The organism is Nostoc sp. (assembly GCF_036919615.1).
GTDB lineage: Bacteria > Cyanobacteriota > Cyanobacteriia > Cyanobacteriales > Nostocaceae > Nostoc.
Genome location: NZ_JBALCN010000009.1, coordinates 169955 through 189027, shown reverse-complemented (window position 1 = coordinate 189027; position 19073 = coordinate 169955). Strand labels below are relative to the sequence as shown.

Genomic DNA, 19073 nt, shown 5'->3' with positions numbered 1-19073 from the left:
GGAAGCAAGTGGCATGAGACGTTTGATTTTTGAAAAAATTCCGTACATTTGAAGCTTAAATGTAGGGTGAGCATTGCCCACGCTAAGTGTCTTTTAAAAATCAGATATGAATCTTATATATAGGAATTGTAAATTGTTTTTGAAATAATCTAAGTAGTCTTATAGGGTGTCTTTCAAAAATAAAATATTAGTCTTATACTACTTGATAGTAGAATCACTTGATAGTGGAATTATTTTAAATGCTGATTATCTCTTAGCAAAAATCACTGGCATGAACTAACAGAAGTTATTAGCAAAATTTAGTTTATAATTTGTTATCCAGAATCATCAGATTTGATTAAAAATAAAAATACTTTCCGGTTATGAAAAACCTTATGAAGTAATTGTAGTTATACAAAGACGGTTCTACTTTTTCTGTAGAGCTGCAAGGCAAAATTATTTCTTCTTGAGGGCAACTAATGCAGGTGGTGTTGGCTAGAGATATTACAGAGCACAACCAGGCCCAAAAGGCTTTACAAATCAGAGAAAATAGTCGGCGAAAACAAAGCCAGACGCTGGTGCAACTGGCAAGGAGCAAGACATTTCAGCAAGGTAATCTCAATGCAGCGTTAAGGGAAATCACAGAAACTGCTGCTCAGACGCTATTAGTCGAGCGAGTTGGGGTGTGGTTATATAATGAAGAACGTTCAAAAATTGAATGCATCGATTTATATGATCTGAGCACTAAGGAGCATACCTTTGGTAACTCGCTTTTAAAAACAAATTATCTGGCTTATTTCCAGGCTTTAGAAGAGGAACGTAGCATTGTCGCACATGATACCAGAAACGATCCAAGAACCCAAGAATTATCCGAGTCTTATCTTTCTGTATTGGGCATCACATCCCTGCTTGATGTACCAATTTGGCTAGAGGGACATTTGGTGGGCGTAGTGTGTCACGAACACATAGGTGAAGCTCGCCAATGGACTTTGGAGGAAGAGACTTTTGCTGGCTCGATTGCGGATTTCGTGACACTGGCCATAGAAATGAACGAGCGAAACGTCATACAGGAAGCAATGCGACAGAGTGAGGCGCAATTCCGGGCGATTTTTGAGCGTTCCTCTATCGGCATTGGACTTATAGATATGAAAGCGCAGATAGTCGATACTAATTTGGCACTGTGCGAGATTTTAGGATACAGCCAAGAAGAACTATACGGCAAGCGCTTTACAGATTACATTCTCACACAAAAGGGGGATTTAAAACTTTACAAACAACTGATGTCAGGAATTCGCACAGACTTAGAGAGAACTTCGAGTGTCGGTTTCCAACCCTTTGAACATCAGGAACAGCCTGTCGAAAAACATCGGATTGAGATGGAAAGACGCTGCCTGCATCAAAATGGTAGCTTAGTTTGGACTCATATCTCTGTTTCTGTTATACCAGACAGCAATAGTGAACCTGAGTTTTTTCTAGCGATGATTGAGGACATTACTGAACGCAAGCAGACAGAGTTGAAACTGCGTGCTTCTCAAGAAGCAGCAGAAACTGCTAGTCGGGCAAAAAGTGAATTTTTAGCAACCATGAGCCATGAGTTGCGGACACCTCTGAATGCGATTATGGGTTTGTCGCAGTTGCTGCAACAAGAAATAGTTGGCTCACTCAATGAAAAGCAGAACGAATATGTAAATTCTATATATAGTAGTGGTGAACACCTACTGGCACTGATTAACGATATCCTTGATTTATCTAAGGTAGAAGCAGGCAAAGAGGAACTGTTGTTATCACCTTTGCCAGTGTTAGAGATATGTAATTATGCCATATGGACAGTACGCGATCGCGCCTTAGAAAAGGGATTGCAACTCACATCTGAAATTGACTTAGAAGCGGATATTTGCATTGCTGATGACCGACGCATCAAGCAAATGCTACTCAACCTGCTCACCAATGCGATTAAATTCACCCCAGCTGGTCAGGTATCGCTGGTAGTCAAAAAAGTACTGCAAGGGATAACGTTTACAGTTTCAGATACTGGAATTGGTATAGACTCAAATCAGTTTCAATTTCTATTTGAACCGTTTAAACAGCTTGATAGTCGATTAAATCGGCAGTATGAAGGCACTGGTTTGGGTTTAGCTTTAACACGCAAATTAGCGCGTTTGCATGGTGGAGATGTGACTTTTACATCGACTTTCGGAAAGGGTAGTCAGTTCACTCTATTTTTACCAAATCCAGTGCATCCGAGGGATCAGGGAGCAACATCCTGCCCAGCTACCCCCCAAAATCAAATCATTTTACTTGTGGAAGAAGCGGAAAATACTAGCACAGGATTGCAAGATTATCTCCAGACAATTGGCTACCAAGTTAAGTGGATAGATAACGGAAATAAATTTTTGGAAGAGGTACAAAACCTCCAACCAGATTTAATTTTCTTGGATGTCCAGTTAACAGGTAATGCTAGTGGCTGGGATTTGCTAAATACTCTTCAGCAAGAACCTTCTTTGCAAGATATCCAGGTGGTAATGATGGGCTTTAATGAACCTTCAGAAGAGAAACTTTTGATTCTGCAAGCTGGTGCTAACGACTATCTTCTCAAACCCATTAGGTTAGTGCAATTAGAGTCAATATTGACACGATATTTGAGTTTTAGGGGAAATTCATGAATTGCCCCTAAAAATAAAATCTTTCTTTTCGGTTATTATTTGCGTAAGTCCTGCCCATGTATCCATCTCTGAATTCTAATTTCTCAGGGCAACGGGCAACGAAATCATCAAACTTAAGTTGTTGTGGTTCCAAATCAATTTTTTCTAAATCTTTTTTCTTAACTATAGTTTGCACGGGTCTGGAGAGCAAATGGGAGCAAGGTGAAGGGGTTGCCGGCGATCACTAATCATAATAAAAACTAGTTAAATTAGCCAAGATAAGAAATCTAAATAATCTAGAAGTGCAGCTGTGAAAGCACGCTTTTGCAGCTTCGGTAACACTCCCCTATTTGCAGTTAACCCCCGTTAATTCCGGAAAAAACTCCTTTACGGCACAAGATACCAACATCGGATCTTCAATAGGGGGATTCGTTTTTGCAACAATGTGAGCAGCAGTAACTTTTTTGAGAGTCCATTGAAAATCTTCTTTATTATTATTAGCAACGCTTTTTACTTGAGTGTAGAAATATTCACCACGAGCCAAACGATTAGAACCTTGTTGTGCATCGCACTTATAGGTATCATGCTTATCCGATAAAGGTTTGTTATCTTTTGTGCCTAAAATTATTGTCATTGGTGTGCTGAAGGTCGTTTTCAAGTCCACAGATGGCAGTTGATCTCCGGTTTCTTTATTGAAACCGCAGGGATAGACCGTATGTTCATCGGGTATTATGTACGAACCAGCCTCTGCGGCGATCGCCTTTTTAATATGTGCATGGGGCATAAAGATGACCATTCGATGTACAAACTGTGCGCCAGCAGAGTGACCATAGAGATAGTAATTGGTTGCGTTGACTTTAGTGCTTCTTTTCACGAAGTCAAAAATATTTTCAATTTCAGTAAACGCCCATTGGTTTCGAGGATTTAGAATTTTCAAATTTTCTGTAAACATGTTGCCAAGATTATACCCTGTAGCTAATGGATAGCGCTTTTGGTTAAACTGGGGAGCAAGCAGGATAAAACTTGGATTGTCGCTGCCCTTGCCATTGTAGATATTTCTCCAGTCATTTCTATAATCTTCAGCATTCCGTTGTTCGCCATGCATGGCGAATACCACTTTAGTATTTGCCTCCAATTGATTAGGTAGGTAGTAGTAAACAGGGATAGAGAAATCGCCAGCTTCAACCTTGTAAAGAAAACAACCCTCTCCTTTTTTCAACACCCTTAAAGTACAACTATTATCTGCAAGTGTTGAAATTGACCCAGATGCGTTGACATGATGAGCGAAATTAAAGCAGAGGAAAGCAATTGTAATAAAAGCAAACAACCGTTTCATGAACCAAAACCTCTTAGAGGATGTCTGAGAAGTAAGAAAGCCTACATAACGGTATCCTGTCAATGAAGAGGAAATCAGGTAGGAGAGTTCCAGAATCTTTCTCCCTTGCTAAGAGCTCTCTGCACAGAGCCTCTTTGGTCAGTAGAAAAAATACTTAAGTATGACAGTTATGAAAGCTATGAATCCATCGTACCCAAGTAATCTGACTTTAGAACAGTGGGAACTACTATCAGGACTAATTCCTCAGCCAAAAAATGGTGGTCGAAAACGTAGTGTCGATATGCAGGCGATGTCACTCGACTTGCCGCTTCTCTACGTTCGCGCAGCGTGTCGCAGACAGACGCTGCGCAAATGCGTCTACGTTAACGCAATCTTATACGGCGATCGCATTCATATTATTAGTCTCAATAAGGTATTGTAGAATGATGCCAAGCGTAGGCGTAGCCCGCCGCAGGCATCGCCTGATCTTGATCATCCCTTAGGCCTAGCCCAACTCGGACATCCCTGCAATCAATCTAAAAATGTAAGGATTACATAAAACTAAGTATTTATATATACATTTATCCCTAAATAATGTGAAGAATATGCAAAGATGTCTCTTAAAGTATAGACATCTTAGTAAATAATTAGTATGTAGTTATTGTTAGGTTATTTAGATGTTTGGTATTTTCAAGCTAAATACCCACCGGCAATAACCCACGACAGGAGCATGAAAATCCCTTTGCCTATCTAGGGTAAACTATTCCCTATTTTTAAGGAGATAGTAAGACTTACGCATTGACAAAAAATCAAAGATGAAGTGGGAATTTCAGGTATTCAAGCTTGATTTTTCGACGCTTTTTCAGCAATAGGTACTGAATCAAAGATAGTTAAAAAAAGCTTGAAATGACCCATTTTCCTGAATTCACAAGTTCATAAATTTGTACAGTGCCTAAGACTTAGATAGTCCTAGATAGTTGGATAAATGGTACTTACAAGCTACTCAGCAGGGTAAATCTTTGAGAAAAATTGGTGACTCTCAAGGATGACTTTAAAGTATTGCCGAAAGCGTCAACTCTTTGCGAGTTCATTGTGCCTGGAAACAGCACAAACAGCAGGTTGAGAACTTAAGTTACTGAAAAAATCGATTCAGGAAGATAAAAGTTATGGCAAATATCATTGGAACCAAGGGTAATGATACCCTACTCGGTACTAACAGTGCGGACACGATTAACGGTCTTGCAGGCAATGATATCATCACAGCTAACGAGGGCGACGACACCCTGACAGGTGGCGGTGGTAAGGATAAATTTTTTTTTGACGACAACATCTATTTTAACTACTTTAAGGAGGACACTGATACCATCACCGATTTCGGTGGTGTAGGTAAAAGTACAAACCTAACAGCAGCAGTCATTGCTGAAGTGGATACCGTCAAATTCCAAGGGGATGGATTGACTGTCGAAAATCTGCTGCTTACCCAGAATGGCAGTAATCTGGAAATCACCTTTGATAAAAGGGTAAATCATAAAAAAGTTATTCTAAAAAACTTCAAACTAGAAAACCTAAATAACCTAAAAGCTTCTGGAACAAGACCAGCCATTGGGAATATCCTGTTTGATGGACAAACTATCATTAGTGAAAGCTTTGATGTCTTCAATGCCAACTCCACCCAAAGCACTATCTTCAACAAGAACACAGTCACCTTCCTCAATGACCTACCCAACAATATTACGGGTTTAGATAACTCAGATGATGTCGTCAATGGTCAGGGCGGTAATGACAAAATCGATGGCTTGAGTGGCAACGACATTTTGAGAGGTGGTGCGGGGAATGATACTCTCATTGGTGGTGCGGGGAATGACATCCTCGAAAGTGGTGAAGGCAAGAACTCCCTTGTTGGTGGTATTGGTGATGATTACTTGAATGCTGATTTATCAACAGGCAATAACACCCTCAACAGTGGTGTTGGTAACGATACCTTGAGCGCTAACGGTTCAACAGGCGATAATCTGCTCTTTGGAGGCGATGGCAATGATTACCTCTTTGCCTCTCGCTACTACTACGGCGGCGAATACGACTTCTATAACGTTTCTGGCAATAACACCCTCAACGGTGGCACTGGTGACGATACCTTAAATGTTGACTTTTCAACAGGCGATAACCTGTTAAATGGTAGTGATGGCAATGATTATCTCTCTGCTTATGCCTTCTACCAAGACGGCAATGGTGCTTCTGGAAATAACACCCTCAACGGTGGCGCTGGTAACGATATCTTAAATGTTGACTTATCAACAGGCGATAACCTACTCTCTGGAGGTGATGGTAATGATTATCTCTCCGCCTCTGGTGAGGTAAATAGATACGGCCCCCATGTATCCTCAGGCAATAACACCCTAAACGGTGGCGCTGGTAACGATACCTTGAATATTGACGTATCAATAGGCGATAACCTACTGGATGGGGGCGATGGCAATGATTATCTCTCTGCCTCTGGCGGAACCGGCCCCGGCCCCGACCCCGGCGGAACAATCGATAAGTTTTTTGGTAATAACACTCTCAATGGTGGCGCTGGTGACGATACCTTGAGTATTGACTCTACAAAAGGCAATAACCTTCTGGATGGGGGCGATAATAATGATTATCTCTCCGCCTCTAGCGGATTCAGCAACTACGCTGTCGCATTTATCGGTGATGGCGCTTCTGGCAACAACACCCTCAATGGTGGTGCTGGTAACGATACCTTGAATGTTGACGCTTCTACAGGTGATAACCTACTTGATGGCGGCAATGGTAATGATTCTCTTAGTGCCTCTAGCTACTTCAGAGGCTTCTATCGGATTTCTTCAGGCAATAACACCCTCAACGGTGGCGCTGGTAACGATGTCTTGAAAGTTGAGAATTCAACGGGCAGTAATTTACTCAATGGAGGCAATGGCAGTGATTCTCTTAGTGCCTCTGGCGCATTAGGCAATAACACCTTAAACGGTGGTGCCGGGAGTGATACGCTGATAGGTGGGAAAGGTAATGATACCCTCTATGGAGGGAATGGTGCTGATACCTTTGTTTTTAATAGTTTCAATGATGGCGTTGATAGTCTTTATGACTTCAACGCTACTAATGAATTTATTCAGGTATCATCTGGTGGTTTTGGTGGCGGGTTATCACTATATCTCTTGTCAGATAATCAGTTTACCATCGGAACATCTGCAACGACGAGCGCCCAGCGATTTATCTATGATGACACTACAGGTGCATTGTATTTTGACCAAGATGGCAGTGCAAGTGCATTTACTCAGGTAAAATTTGCACAACTATTCGCTGGAGTAGCACTAACCGAATACAATTTTTCTGTGATTGCTTAATCGTGATGAGCGTTTCATCACTCTAGGCACATAAAAATCATAAATTCTCGAAATGCGAGGTGCTATTATAGACATCTCGCATTCGATTTATGAATATACAGCGTTTTTCAGTTAAATTAAGTACACAAATAGGGGCACAACAATGTTGTGCCCCTACGATAACCTGTACCTCACCTTGGCGTAGCCTCTTGTAGAGAAGTTACAATCTGCTGTAATTAGTGTTAATAAACTAATCGATATAGCAATCCTAAATCACACTAAGTGGAAAATTTTTCTCATTTTCACATGGGGAATACCAGCTTCTTTAAATATTTCTCCTTCTTGTACAAAGTCCAATTTTTCGTATAAAATTTTTATATACTCTTGGGCATGAATTACAACTTCTGGAATATTTTTCTTAGCTATAACCTCTAGTGCATTTTCCATGATTTTCTTACCAATACCTTGTCCTCTGACTGTAGACAAAACAGCAAGTCTTTCTATTTTGGCAGTTTTGTCATCTAAATATCTAATTCTGGTAGTACCCACAGCTTTCTCATCTAAATAAGCAATCAAATGCTGAGATATTTCATCTTTGCCATCAAACTCTAAAGCGGGATCTACCCCTTGTTCTTCTTGAAAAACTGATTTTCTAATTGCTGCGATCGCTGGAAATTCTTCAGGTAAATCAGCAACTTTTATAACTAAATTACTCATCAAACTATATTTGCGGTTAGTATATCAAAAAAGGTGGGGAAAAACCCACCTTTTTCTATAGTTTAATCAGCACCTTCAATTGGTGCAAAACCTTGGCGCTGAATATTTTCTGTCACCGCGCGTGGTTCCAAAAATTGTAGCAGGTAATCAGGGCCGCCTGCTTTAGAACCGACTCCAGAAAGTTTGAATCCACCAAAGGGTTGCCGTCCAACGATCGCTCCTGTAATATTGCGGTTGATGTACAAATTCCCGACTTCAAATTCTGTCTGCGCCTGCTGAATGTGCGAAGGTGTTCTAGAATAAAGTCCGCCAGTTAAGGCGTAGTTTGTCCCGTTGGCGACTGCTAGCGCTTCCTGGAAATCTTTTACCCGAATTACCGCCAGCACAGGGCCAAAAATTTCTTCCTGGGAAATTACCGCATTCGGCGATACTTCACTAAAAATCACAGGCCCGATAAAATATCCTTGTTCGGGTGCTGGTAACTCCAACGCCACTTCTGCTTCTGCCTTACCCTTCTCAATATATTCGCGGATGCGATCGCGGGCATTAGCATCAATTACCGGTCCAACTTGTGTACTCGGTAACTCTGCTTCCCCAATGTTCAAGGATTTTGTCGCTTCTGCCAACCGTTGCACAAAAGTATCATAAATTGGTTGCAGCACAATCACCCTGGAAGCGGCAGAACATTTTTGTCCGCTGTAACCAAATGCCGACTGCACTATTCCCACAACTGCTTGGTCTAAATCAGCACTTTCATCGACAATAATGGCATTTTTGCCGCCCATTTCAGCAATCACTCGCTTCATATGCTTTTGCCCAGGTTTCAAAGTTGCCGCCTCTGCGTAAATTCTACAGCCGACTTCCTGTGAACCCGTAAAAGCAATTACATGAGTATCTGGATGATTTACCAAGTAAGCGCCGACTTGCGAACCCTTACCAGGTACGTATTGAAATACACCTTTAGGAAAACCAGCATCTACCAAGATTTCTGCGAGTTTTGCGGCAATCACAGAAGATGTTTCCGCAGGTTTTAGGAGAGTACAATTGCCTGAAACCAAAGCTGCTACAGTCATCCCACAAGCGATCGCTAACGGGAAATTCCAGGGAGAAATTATTACAGCAATGCCTCGTGGCTGGTAGATATAATGATTAGTTTCGCCAGGGATGTCGTAATTAACACCTTTATCTAACCGTTCTATCTCATCAGCATAGTACCGACAAAAGTCTATCGCTTCCGAAACCTCTCCATCAGCTTCCTTAACTGGTTTCCCAACTTCCAAAACTATCCAAACTGAAAGTTCGGCGCGGCGGAGTTCCATCAAATCACCCGCTTTCCGCAAAATATCAGCGCGTTGTTTAGCTGGTGTTTTCTTCCACCCAGGAAACGCAGCTTTCGCAGCTTGCATCGCCTGTTGGGCCTGTTCAACGCTCATCAACCCAACTTTACCAACTACCTCGCTGAAATTAGAAGGATTGAGAGAATCAACAAATTCCGGCGTATTAACATACTCCCCATCAATCAACGGCAAATAAGTTCTACCGAGTTGTTGACGAACGCTTTGGAAAGCTTGCGCTGCTTTCGTTCTCACTTCTTCCACTGCATAATCGGTATCAGCAGCACCAAGGAAAGAAGAGGACACAGGGGAATTTTTATTTTTTGTGTCTTTAACAATCGGTGGCGCTAATAACTCTTCAATCGGTCGATTTTCCATATTTTGCCGTAAAAAAGAACTATTAGCCGTATTTTCCAACAACCGACGAATTAAATACGCCATCCCAGGTAATAATTCACCGTAAGGACAGTAAACTCTCACCCGATAACCCCTGTCAACCAATGCCTTTGCAACTCTATCACCCATACCGTAGAGGACTTGCAATTCAAAGCGACGGCGAGGGACATTTAAACTTTCAGCTATGGCAATGGCACGAGCGTGCGATCGCACATTATGGCTACCAATGGCAGAATACACATATTGATGATTTTCTAGCAATAACTGAGTGATCGTTTCAAAGTTAGCATCAGTTGCTGCTTTATCGTTGTAAACTGGCTGTGGCCAGTGCTTCTGCGCTGCTTTAATAGTTTCCTGATCCCAATATGCGCCTTTCACCAAGCGGATTGTCAGGGGGTAACCGCGTTGTTTCAACCAAGAAATTAGGTCTTTGGTATCTTGCTCACTATCACGCAGGTATGCTTGAATTGTGATGCCAACATCTGTGCGTTGCCTAAACTCTTCTTCTAGTAACAGTTTTTTCAGGATGCTGAGAGTTATGTCTTTATAGGCATACTGTTCCATATCAAAATGCACAGCTGCGCCTAATTCTTGAGCACGACGTAAGAGAATACGAATGCGATCGCTAACTCGCTCCTCACTACCTTTAGCATTTAAAGGGTCAAATTGAGAATAAAACGCTGTTAACTTCACAGAAACCTGAACTTTTGGGATTGGTTCGCCATCAGCCTCATCAATAGCCGGGATAGCTGTCCAATTCTTCGATGCTTCTACTAGTTGTTGGATTAATTTTAGATATCGTTCTAGATAAGACTGCGCTTCAGCTTCGGTAATCACTGCTTCACCAAGTAAGTCGATGGTGAAAGCCATTTTTTCTTTTCGCAGTCGTTCAACTGTTTTGATGACTTGTTTAATATTTTCCCCAGAAATATATTTATGAGCAAGAGTCTCAACCGCTGTACCAACGGTTGTAGCAGCAACTTGTCCTGGCATAGAGTCGGGGTTAGCAAAGTTTAGCATCCCCTTCAAAGCTGCCGGTAATTCTACAGACTCATCTCCTAAATATTCTTGTAAATGTGAGGCAATTTCTGATTTACTATGCAAAGCAGGTAGCGTATCTATAAAGCGAAATAGTTGCACCCGCAACCCAGGATTACTCATCGCCCAAGCTAGTAATTTATCATCCCAGCGCATTTGATCCCGCAGGGAAGAAAAAAACGAACGATTTTCCTGTGTTGCTGCTAGAAGTTGTTTAGCAATTTCTTGGGTTTTAGCTTCGTAGGTGCTTGTTTGTACTTGTAATACCACTGATAATAAACTCCGTTAATCAAGGCAAGGCTTTTTGTACAAAGCCTGTCTCTTCTATTTTGACGCTTTCATTTAGCTGTCACCATATCTAGTAAACTGTGGCGTCAGTTTGTCTACCTTTAATAAGGGAATTTTGCCCCAAGTCTGGTTAATAGGACTAGTACCGCAAGGCGGAAGTCAAAAGTCAAAAGTCAAAAGTCAAAATGAATACAGCATAAGCGTTTCGTTGATTTGGAATGGGTTGTTTATTTCCGCCGCGCTGTACTAGTCCTAGTTAATTGAAATGGTAGCTGGATTTATGCGTCCGCTGTACTATCGTCCCCTCAACTCTGGAACTCCCGCACGGGGTTGCTCAGAAACGCACTGGCTCACTTTGTCTTTTGAAATTTGAACTGGCTAAAAAGCCTAGCTCTTTGATGAGCCATTTCTGGTCTGGTCAAAATTCCTTGGGTAGGACTAAAAAATAATGCTAATAAAAATAGTACGGAAACAACTAAAACGATCGCAGCACCAGATGGGACATTGAAATAATAGCTTATATACATTCCAGTTACACTACTAATCACCCCAATAACTGCGCCTAATTGCATCATTTGGTGTAATTCTTTAACTAATAAATAAGCTGTAATTCCTGGGCCAATCAGCAGCGAAACAACTAACACTACACCCACAGTTTGCATACTGGCAACAATCGTCAAAGTAATAGCACCATTTAAAGCAAAATGAATTAAATTAATTGGTAAACCACTTGCTTGAGCGCCCAGTGGATCAAAAGTATAAAATAACAATTCTTTGTAAAATAGTTTAATTAAAAGCAAGACAACAACTGTAATGATTACAGTCCGCTTAACATCATCTGTGGTGACGCTCAAGATATCACCAAATAAAAACTCATGCAGGTCTAATTTACTTTTTAGTAAGGTGACTAACATGATACCCAAAGCTAAAAAACCAGAAAAAACTAACGCCATTGCTACATCAACTTTAATCCGGGATTGAGATTGAATCCAAGAAATAACAAAAGTGCTGAGAGTTCCGCAGATAAATGCACCTAAGAAAATATCAATACCTAAGAAAAAGGCTATAGCTAGTCCTGGTAAAACTGCATGAGCAATTACATCTCCCAGTATTCCCATGCGTTGAACAATCAGATAATTACCCACAACAGCACAAAGAATTCCTAGCAGAATTGCTGTAACAATTGCCCCACGCATGAATTCAAAACTTAGTGGTTCAACTAGCAAATTAAACATTAAACTACTTCTCTATTTAAGATTAATATACTATCTCCATAGGCACGTTGAATATTATCTGCTGTCATTACTTCTGTCATTGAACCGTTAGCAATTATTTGTTTATTCAATAACAGTAACTGGTCGCATTTGGTCAAAGTAGTTCCCAAATCATGAGTGACTACCAGCAAAATTTTACCTTGAGATTTTAGTTCTTCAAATACATCAAACATGATAGCTTCTGTCTTTTTATCAACTCCAACAAATGGCTCATCAAAAAATAATAATTCGGCTTGTTGTGCTAAAGCTCGTGCTAAAAATACTCGCTGTTGCTGTCCGCCTGATAATTCTCCTATTTGACGCGATCGCAACTCTAATATCCCCACCCTTGCCAAAGCATCTTTAACTATTTCTTGAGATGATCGTGAAGGTGCGCGAAACCAACCTGTATGCACAGTCCGCGCCATTAGCACCACATTCTGGACTGTTATCGGATAATCCCAGTCAATTTGCGATCGCTGTGGTACATACGCAACAGAATTTAATTGTTGTTTCAAAGCGCGATCGCGAAACTTTACAATTCCGCTGGTAGTTGGTACTAAACCCAAAATTGCCTTCACCATCGTGCTTTTACCCGCACCATTGGGGCCAATTACACCCACAAGTTGTCCTGGAAAGGAGCGGAAACTCACATCCTCAACCGCTGTGACTCCCCGGTAGTTTACAGCTAAATCTTTAACTTCCAACATAAATAAATTTACCATTTATATGGTAATGATAATCAATATAACTGAAGCAATCAGATTTATGATATCTTACAAACTACGATTGAAATCCTTAGCGGCTCTTGCCCTAACATGCGGACTACTTGGATGTAGTCCGAGATCAGAAACCAGCCAACCCACTTCTGCACCTGCGAATAATCTGGCGGCTCCCCAAACAGGTACTTCACCCGCACCAGAAACTAGTGGGAAAGGCCCGTTAGTAGTCGCCACCAATACTGTTACTTGTGGCTTAACCAAAGAAATTGCAGGTGATACTATTGACCTTAAATGCTTAATCGATCCCGGTTCAGATCCTCACATATACCAACCCAAGCCGGAGGATAGCAAAGCAATTGAGCAAGCTAAGTTAATCCTCTACGGTGGCTACAACTTTGAACCTGGTTTAATCAAGCTAATTAAAGCTACCTCAAATCCTGCTCCCAAGGTGGCTGTAGATGAAGTAGCAGTCCCCAAGCCTCAGCAGTTTGACGAGGATGGTAAAACTGTTACCGACCCCCATGTCTGGCACAATGCCCAGAATGGGATAGCCATAGCACAGGCGATTTCCCAAGAGTTAGGAAAGTTAGCCCCAAATAATGCTGCAACTTATACTAGCAATACTCAAAAGCTAACTAGTGAAATCAGCCAGATAAACACCTGGATTAAATCAGAAATAACCACAATTCCACCTAAGCAACGCAAATTAGTCACCACCCATGATGCTTTTGGTTACTATTCCAAAGCTTATGGAATTCCTATTGAAGGGGCGCTAGGGGGCATTAGCACAGAAGAAGCGCCGACACCTGCGCGAGTAGGTGCATTATCAAAAAATATTAAAAAAGAGGGTGTGCCGACAATTTTTGCAGAAACGACAATTAACCCGAAACTAATTCAGGCGGTAGCAAAAGAGGCAAAAGTTAAGGTTTCAGACCGAGAATTGTTTGCTGATGGTTTGGGAGAAAAAGGGACAGAGGGCGAAACTTACCAAGGAATGCTGATTGCCAATACACGCACGATTGTAGAAGGTTTAGGAGGCAAGTATACGGAGTTTAAGCCTAAATAATCACAGTTAGCGCAGGCGATGACTAGGTTGGGCATCGCTGTCTTGGTCGATACAACAGTCAACATCATCAATGATTTTTTGCTCAACAATCATTGATGATGACCAAAATACTCGCTTAAAGGAGATCCAAGAAATAAAATGCCCTACCCTGCGGGTGACGCTATGCACAGTCGCTAATGCAAGTTTTGAGGGCGCGGACAACGCGCCTACCCTACTCTTTTTCTGACGGAGACGTATGCTCCCGCTTGCTTCCAGCAAGGGCATTTTATTACTGGTAAGTGCCTAAGAAATTAGTTATATTTTGGGCAATTTAAAATCCCACAGGGCTAGTTGGGGCAGAGCCATCTTGCTGGAGCATTTGACGTGCCAAGTTCATACAACTGGCACAGGTGCAGCCAAACTTTGTCTGAGCATACTGTTTAACCATGTTCTCTGACATTCTCGAGTCTTGTGAAAATTCTGACTGTGAGGAAGTACCAGTCACATTCACACTTGGAACATGTACATTTGCTCCTGGTATTTTATTTGGCATCAGAGCCTGGACAGAATGAGGGGCTAGAATTGTTGTAGCTAGAGAGCTAGAGCAGCCAAGCAGCATTAAAATTTTTGAGTTCATCGTGTGTATTTATTTTTTAGTTGTCGCTATTTTAACTGTTTAGTTATAGCAGATGTTTATGCTAATGTTAAACTTTAACTTGATAAACTACAACATGAGATTTTTGTCATGAATCAAACAATATTCACACTGCTTAGTAGCTCTTGTGTTTTGTATTTGTTTGTCTTGATGAGCCATGCCGCTGTTGCAAAAGGTAAACCTTCGGAAGCTACAATTACCAGCGCACCAACGCATCAAGTTGCTGGTACTGTTGCTTCACCAACAAAGAGTTCTGCCACACAAACCACTGAAACTTTGGTTGTACAAGTGAATCCACGAGTTTTTTCTCTAGATGCAAATGGTGATACAGTCGGGGATATAGCAATCGCCAAGTTTGGCTGTGACTGCTCTAGTTGTCGTGCTTTAGCACTTCAAATGTTGCAAACTGGTAAATTGACTCTTTAATCTCTGATGCTCTAACCACTGGGGTCTTTTGATTTGTTCCACTGCGATTTATTTAGCGAAAATTCTTGCATTCCTCCCTACCTTCTTTAAGGTTTCAACATCTAACTTTAGGCGTTTTGCTAAGTCTTCTGATGTATGTGTTAGTTGTTTAGCTTTGAAGAGTAAGGCTTGCTGATCCGATGATTGTCATTATAACAAACCTCACAAAAAGCTAAATGACAAATATGCTATTTGTCCTATTGATTCAAAAATTATTACCCTGATAAGTAAATTGTTATGGTTTTTGGGTTATCCAGACAGTTAAACTTTTGAGTTCTTTGAATTTAGCGATTGTTGTCCAGAAGATAACTTCATTAATTTTGGACATGACGATGATTATAAATTTGGCTCAAAAATGATGTTTAATCTCTCAATAAATGTTGTTGGGGTAATGTATAGGGATTTGCTGGATTAACATCTCGGCTTTGCTCGATGTTAAAGCTGAGCGGCAAGGCTTTAAAATTTATTCAAGAATTGGTACAAAAAAACAAATATTTTGTTTTGTGGATAAAATTTTTAATTTCCTGACAAAGGAAGGATTTTCCCTTACCTCTTCTATGATTGCGTTTTCCACTTATCACTTTAACAGGATGTACTTGTTTTTTCCAATACTAAGAATGGGTATACTGCCTCTATGCCTACAGAAAACTTTATGGATATCTTATTTTCTAACTGGCAACAAACACTCCAACCTTTTGGCGTTGACCAGGTAGCGGTTGAGAAAGGCTTTAATCGCTTGGTTGCAGCTTACTCTACCCCTGGTCGCTACTACCATACACTCAAACACATTGATCAGGTCTTGGGCACAATTCAGATTTTGCAGGGCTACACCAACAACCTAGCTGCTGTTCAACTAGCTGCCTGGTTTCACGATGTAGTCTATGATACTGAAGCTCAAGATAATGAACAAAAAAGTGCAGATTGTGCTTTTGAGTTGCTGAGTAATTTGGGTATTCCAGAAAGTACCATAACTACTGTCACACGTCTCATTCTGAATACTAAAGATCATCAAGCCGCGATGGATGACTATGATAGCCAAGTTCTACTTGATGCAGATTTAGCGATTTTGGCTACTAACCTAGTCCAATATCCAGAATACGCCCATGCCATTCGCCAGGAATATAGCTGGGTGGCAGAGGCAGATTATATCACAGGTCGTCGGCAGGTTTTAGAGCAATTTTTACAGCGCTCGCATATCTACTTTACGCCTTTAATGTCAGAGTTCGCCGAACCATCTGCCCGTGGCAATATCCAGGGAGAAATTCAGTCTTTATTGTCTGGTTAATCTTACAGTGATTCTCATTTGGATGCAACACGCAGTAGGGTAGCACAGTTATGCACTTTAACTACAGACTTGTATTCCATGCAACTGGAATCCGCTAGAAATTTTGAATTGCTTAACGTGAATTCGACAGCTTATATAGTGTCCGCCTAATTAACTAAATCAAAAAACCTCTTAGAAGTTTTACTACGCAAAACCTTCTCTCTCTGAGTCGGAGAGGAACAGACTTGAACTTAGTTTAAGGCAAAGAGAGGTTCGTCGATCTCATGGTTGCTTAACGTCTGCCACCACCACGATGAGGCACTTCAGGCACTTCAGTGTTTTGTAGCTTTATTTTAGGTGGAAACATTTCTTGATGTTGTTCTTGATGTTGTTGCGGCTGAATTTTTTCCTGTGCAAACTTTACACGGGTACGAACTCCGAGATCAACATCTGTATCAAGCATTTGCTGAAGTTGATTTGTAATCCGTGACGCTTGCTCAGGTAAAGTGACTGCTATTGCGATCGCTAGTGTTTCTAAACTCGTGACTGCCGCATAGCGCACTACCCATTCTGGATCTTGAGAAATTAGTAATAGCGCCTCTAATACCTGAGTCTGAACAGATTCCACTTTCTCAGGCGGTACTTGATGCCAACGCAAAGTGCCTAATCCCCTGGCCGCTGCCCGCCGTACACTTAAGGAAAAATCAGTTTTTGCTGCCTCAAACAAGGTATCCAGCGCCCGAACATCGCCAATTCCTGCTAAGGCCCGAATAGCCCAGGCTCTAGCACCATAATTGTAGTCATCAATTAGTTCCAATAGTGGCGGTACTGCAACTTCCCCGATCGCAATTAGTCCATCTACCGCCGCCACTGCCGCCCCTGGATTGTTGTAGCCCAAAGCTGCTATCAGAGTGGGAACAGATTCCTCTATACCAGCTGCTGCTAACTCTTGAACTGCGTCTAATAAGCGATCTGAGGAGTCTGCTTCTTCCACAGCACGGATCAATATTTGGGCAAGATCACTGTTATTCATAATAATTTTTCATGGGTCATTAGTCGTCAGCCAATTGTAGCTTAAGTTATCCGTAGCTGACATCATACATAAACCCCCTAGCCCTGATTTTGCAGTTGGGTTAGGGGATTTATCTGTGGTAAACATTTGCTTGTAACGTATTAATGACAACTCCTTATCTAGAACTTAGGACTACAACAGCGAGTCCATCAAATTCATCACTTTAAGCGCACCTGCTGACAAAGTGCTTGTTGCTGTATGGTTAACTTGATGTTCTAGTAATCCTTTAAGAGAAATTAGCTTCAGGCTATTTTCAGCAAGAGTCTGGGCGATCGCATCTGCTGCGGGTAGATATCCAATCGCTCCCAAATCTGCTAACACTGCTCGACGCAATTGCAATTTCTCTCCCGCCAAAGCTTGTACCAACCGTTCTCCATAAACTGGTTCTTGGGTTAATTGATACATAGCTCTTGCGGCAGCATATTGCACCAATTCGATTGGATGCTCTAAGAATGGCTTTACCAAAGGAATGAACTCAGTCGCCCTCAAAGTTCCCAAGGCTTCTAAAATGGCTTCGTAGGGTTGAGATAAATCAGACTGCTTTGATATGATCTGCTCTGCCTGCAAACCTACTTGTAATAGCTTGCTCAGGGCAGGAATACAAACCGGATCACCCAGGATCTCTAAGGATTGTGCCGCTGCTTCCCGGACATAAAAATCTGAGCAGTCTAAACACTTAATTAAAGGTATTACTGCCTGGCGATCGCCTAGTTTTCCTAAGGCTCTAGCTGCGTTCCGCCGCAGAGGATATCCGCCTTCGGGTGTCCTGTCGGCTTCATCCTCTAAAGCTTTGATCAATCCTATAACCGCAGCTGCTTCACCTATGCGAAACCTACCCAACCACCAGGCAGCATAAAATCGCAAGCCTAAATCTGTACTTTCAAGATTAGCGATCGCTTGCTCTACTGTTAAAGATTCACCGTTGGCAAAGTCACCTGTCGGTGATAAATCTTCAAACTTCGGCGGACTTGGATTCATTAGAAGAAGGAGGATTGCTCTGTCCGCTGTCTGTTTTAGTTTCAGCGTTCAATGGCTGAATGCTGACTATTTTGCCACCTAAGCGAGCAATCCTCTGCATTTCTTTATTCATTCGGTTCTCAGGCACTGTGATAAATACACTGGCACTAGAACGAATGGGATAGTTGGTTTTTTGGGTTTCTTCGCTTTGGCGCAGACCGACTACTTCATACCGAAAGTAGCGATTACTAGTTCTACTACTGATTTGTCCTAGCATAAATCAATTCCAAATTTTAATCAAAATTCTAAATTCTCATTAGTCTAAAGTCCAGTAATAATCACCCTTCAGGTGACGCTCGTGCCGACGCTCTTTCGCGTTGCTAGAAGACTCGCTAACGCCGATTGCTCATGGGGAAAACCCTCAGACGCTCTCTACGAAACGCGCAAGGGACGCGGACTCGTTGGCGCAGCCTTTCCAATAGTTGAGGCTGCGCTATGCGCGGCATCGTCTCCCCAACTCTTGGAGACCCTCCTTCACGTTGCCAGAAGACCGCACGGCTCACCAATGACTAATGACTAATGACCAT

Annotated in this window: 17 protein-coding genes and 1 pseudogene; 7 read left to right on the top strand and 11 right to left on the bottom strand. The window is 41.7% G+C overall.

The window, feature by feature from the left end; translation table 11 throughout:
- The first annotated feature begins 458 nt into the window (after positions 1 to 458).
- Positions 459 to 2642, top strand: a complete 2184-nt coding sequence (locus tag V7K48_RS04085) for a PAS domain S-box protein (RefSeq protein ID WP_335069834.1) — start codon at positions 459 to 461, stop codon at positions 2640 to 2642.
- A gap of 7 nt (positions 2643 to 2649) precedes the next feature.
- On the opposite strand, the gene V7K48_RS04080 is transcribed toward V7K48_RS04085, so the two are convergent.
- On the bottom strand, positions 2650 to 2817 hold the full coding sequence (locus V7K48_RS04080) for a hypothetical protein (RefSeq protein WP_335069832.1): 168 nt from the start codon (positions 2815 to 2817) through the stop codon (positions 2650 to 2652).
- A 150-nt stretch (positions 2818 to 2967) separates the two neighbouring features.
- Positions 2968 to 3957: a hypothetical protein gene (locus V7K48_RS04075; RefSeq protein WP_335069830.1), complete on the bottom strand. Its 990-nt coding sequence runs from the start codon at positions 3955 to 3957 to the stop codon at positions 2968 to 2970.
- A 178-nt stretch (positions 3958 to 4135) separates the two neighbouring features.
- On the opposite strand from V7K48_RS04075, the gene V7K48_RS34860 reads away from it, so the two are divergent.
- Together V7K48_RS34860 and V7K48_RS04065 are read left to right on the top strand one after the other, a co-directional pair.
- A complete protein-coding gene (locus tag V7K48_RS34860; protein WP_442949401.1) occupies positions 4136 to 4378 on the top strand; it encodes a transposase in 243 nt (80 codons plus the stop codon).
- Between the two features lie 724 nt (positions 4379 to 5102).
- Positions 5103 to 7301, top strand: a complete 2199-nt coding sequence (locus V7K48_RS04065) for a calcium-binding protein (RefSeq protein ID WP_335069828.1) — start codon at positions 5103 to 5105, stop codon at positions 7299 to 7301.
- Between the two features lie 252 nt (positions 7302 to 7553).
- Here the strand turns inward: V7K48_RS04065 and V7K48_RS04060 are convergent, their stop codons facing one another.
- From V7K48_RS04060 to V7K48_RS04045, 4 genes are all read right to left on the bottom strand, one after another.
- On the bottom strand, positions 7554 to 7997 hold the full coding sequence (locus V7K48_RS04060; RefSeq protein WP_335069826.1) for a GNAT family N-acetyltransferase: 444 nt from the start codon (positions 7995 to 7997) through the stop codon (positions 7554 to 7556).
- Between the two features lie 62 nt (positions 7998 to 8059).
- Positions 8060 to 11035: an L-glutamate gamma-semialdehyde dehydrogenase gene (gene pruA, locus V7K48_RS04055; RefSeq protein WP_335069824.1), complete on the bottom strand. Its 2976-nt coding sequence runs from the start codon at positions 11033 to 11035 to the stop codon at positions 8060 to 8062.
- 368 nt (positions 11036 to 11403) lie between these two features.
- A complete protein-coding gene (locus tag V7K48_RS04050) occupies positions 11404 to 12288 on the bottom strand; it encodes a metal ABC transporter permease (protein ID WP_335069822.1) in 885 nt (294 codons plus the stop codon).
- Positions 12288 to 13031, bottom strand: a complete 744-nt coding sequence (locus V7K48_RS04045) for a metal ABC transporter ATP-binding protein (RefSeq protein ID WP_335069820.1) — start codon at positions 13029 to 13031, stop codon at positions 12288 to 12290. Before V7K48_RS04045 ends, V7K48_RS04050 begins: the two co-directional genes overlap by 1 nt.
- 43 nt (positions 13032 to 13074) lie before the next feature.
- Between V7K48_RS04045 and V7K48_RS04040 the strand changes: the two genes are divergently transcribed.
- Positions 13075 to 14094 carry a metal ABC transporter solute-binding protein, Zn/Mn family gene (locus tag V7K48_RS04040; protein ID WP_335069818.1) on the top strand — a complete coding sequence of 340 codons (1020 nt, stop codon included), beginning with the start codon at positions 13075 to 13077 and terminating at the stop codon, positions 14092 to 14094.
- Between the two features lie 6 nt (positions 14095 to 14100).
- Here the strand turns inward: V7K48_RS04040 and V7K48_RS04035 are convergent, their stop codons facing one another.
- Together V7K48_RS04035 and V7K48_RS04030 are read right to left on the bottom strand one after the other, a co-directional pair.
- The gene (locus V7K48_RS04035; RefSeq protein ID WP_335069816.1) at positions 14101 to 14295 is read right to left on the bottom strand and encodes a hypothetical protein; all 195 of its coding nucleotides are present in this window, start codon (positions 14293 to 14295) and stop codon (positions 14101 to 14103) included.
- A gap of 109 nt (positions 14296 to 14404) precedes the next feature.
- Positions 14405 to 14710: a hypothetical protein gene (locus tag V7K48_RS04030; protein ID WP_335069813.1), complete on the bottom strand. Its 306-nt coding sequence runs from the start codon at positions 14708 to 14710 to the stop codon at positions 14405 to 14407.
- Positions 14711 to 14818: 108 nt separating this feature from the next.
- Between V7K48_RS04030 and V7K48_RS04025 the strand changes: the two genes are divergently transcribed.
- The 3 genes and pseudogenes from V7K48_RS04025 to V7K48_RS04015 all read left to right on the top strand — a co-directional run bounded on the left by V7K48_RS04025 (position 14819) and on the right by V7K48_RS04015 (position 16478).
- Entirely contained in the window at positions 14819 to 15154 is a 336-nt protein-coding gene (locus V7K48_RS04025; RefSeq protein ID WP_335069811.1) for a hypothetical protein, read from the top strand.
- A gap of 193 nt (positions 15155 to 15347) precedes the next feature.
- Positions 15348 to 15706: pseudogene (locus V7K48_RS04020) on the top strand (hypothetical protein); the annotation flags it as partial.
- A 121-nt stretch (positions 15707 to 15827) separates the two neighbouring features.
- Positions 15828 to 16478, top strand: coding sequence for an HD domain-containing protein (locus V7K48_RS04015; RefSeq protein WP_335069809.1), 651 nt, complete (start codon positions 15828 to 15830; stop codon positions 16476 to 16478).
- A gap of 271 nt (positions 16479 to 16749) precedes the next feature.
- Here the strand turns inward: V7K48_RS04015 and V7K48_RS04010 are convergent, their stop codons facing one another.
- The 3 genes from V7K48_RS04010 to V7K48_RS04000 form a co-directional block, all read right to left on the bottom strand.
- A complete protein-coding gene (locus V7K48_RS04010) occupies positions 16750 to 17490 on the bottom strand; it encodes a HEAT repeat domain-containing protein (RefSeq protein WP_335069807.1) in 741 nt (246 codons plus the stop codon).
- A 171-nt stretch (positions 17491 to 17661) separates the two neighbouring features.
- Positions 17662 to 18507, bottom strand: coding sequence for a HEAT repeat domain-containing protein (locus V7K48_RS04005; RefSeq protein ID WP_335069805.1), 846 nt, complete (start codon positions 18505 to 18507; stop codon positions 17662 to 17664).
- Complete coding sequence (locus V7K48_RS04000) at positions 18482 to 18763, bottom strand: phycobilisome linker polypeptide (protein WP_335069803.1); 282 nt, start codon at positions 18761 to 18763, stop codon at positions 18482 to 18484. Before V7K48_RS04000 ends, V7K48_RS04005 begins: the two co-directional genes overlap by 26 nt.
- Positions 18764 to 19073 lie beyond the last annotated feature (310 nt).

Coding starts and splice junctions, on each gene's coding strand:
- V7K48_RS04085 (WP_335069834.1), top strand. CDS start 459: ATGCAGGTGGTGTTGGCTAGAGATATTACAGAGCACAACCAGGCCCAA.
- V7K48_RS04075 (WP_335069830.1), bottom strand. CDS start 3,957: ATGAAACGGTTGTTTGCTTTTATTACAATTGCTTTCCTCTGCTTTAAT.
- V7K48_RS34860 (WP_442949401.1), top strand. CDS start 4,136: ATGAATCCATCGTACCCAAGTAATCTGACTTTAGAACAGTGGGAACTA.
- V7K48_RS04065 (WP_335069828.1), top strand. CDS start 5,103: ATGGCAAATATCATTGGAACCAAGGGTAATGATACCCTACTCGGTACT.
- V7K48_RS04060 (WP_335069826.1), bottom strand. CDS start 7,997: ATGAGTAATTTAGTTATAAAAGTTGCTGATTTACCTGAAGAATTTCCA.
- V7K48_RS04050 (WP_335069822.1), bottom strand. CDS start 12,288: ATGTTTAATTTGCTAGTTGAACCACTAAGTTTTGAATTCATGCGTGGG.
- V7K48_RS04045 (WP_335069820.1), bottom strand. CDS start 13,031: ATGGTAAATTTATTTATGTTGGAAGTTAAAGATTTAGCTGTAAACTAC.
- V7K48_RS04040 (WP_335069818.1), top strand. CDS start 13,075: ATGATATCTTACAAACTACGATTGAAATCCTTAGCGGCTCTTGCCCTA.
- V7K48_RS04030 (WP_335069813.1), bottom strand. CDS start 14,710: ATGAACTCAAAAATTTTAATGCTGCTTGGCTGCTCTAGCTCTCTAGCT.
- V7K48_RS04025 (WP_335069811.1), top strand. CDS start 14,819: ATGAATCAAACAATATTCACACTGCTTAGTAGCTCTTGTGTTTTGTAT.
- V7K48_RS04015 (WP_335069809.1), top strand. CDS start 15,828: ATGCCTACAGAAAACTTTATGGATATCTTATTTTCTAACTGGCAACAA.
- V7K48_RS04010 (WP_335069807.1), bottom strand. CDS start 17,490: ATGAATAACAGTGATCTTGCCCAAATATTGATCCGTGCTGTGGAAGAA.
- V7K48_RS04005 (WP_335069805.1), bottom strand. CDS start 18,507: ATGAATCCAAGTCCGCCGAAGTTTGAAGATTTATCACCGACAGGTGAC.
- V7K48_RS04000 (WP_335069803.1), bottom strand. CDS start 18,763: ATGCTAGGACAAATCAGTAGTAGAACTAGTAATCGCTACTTTCGGTAT.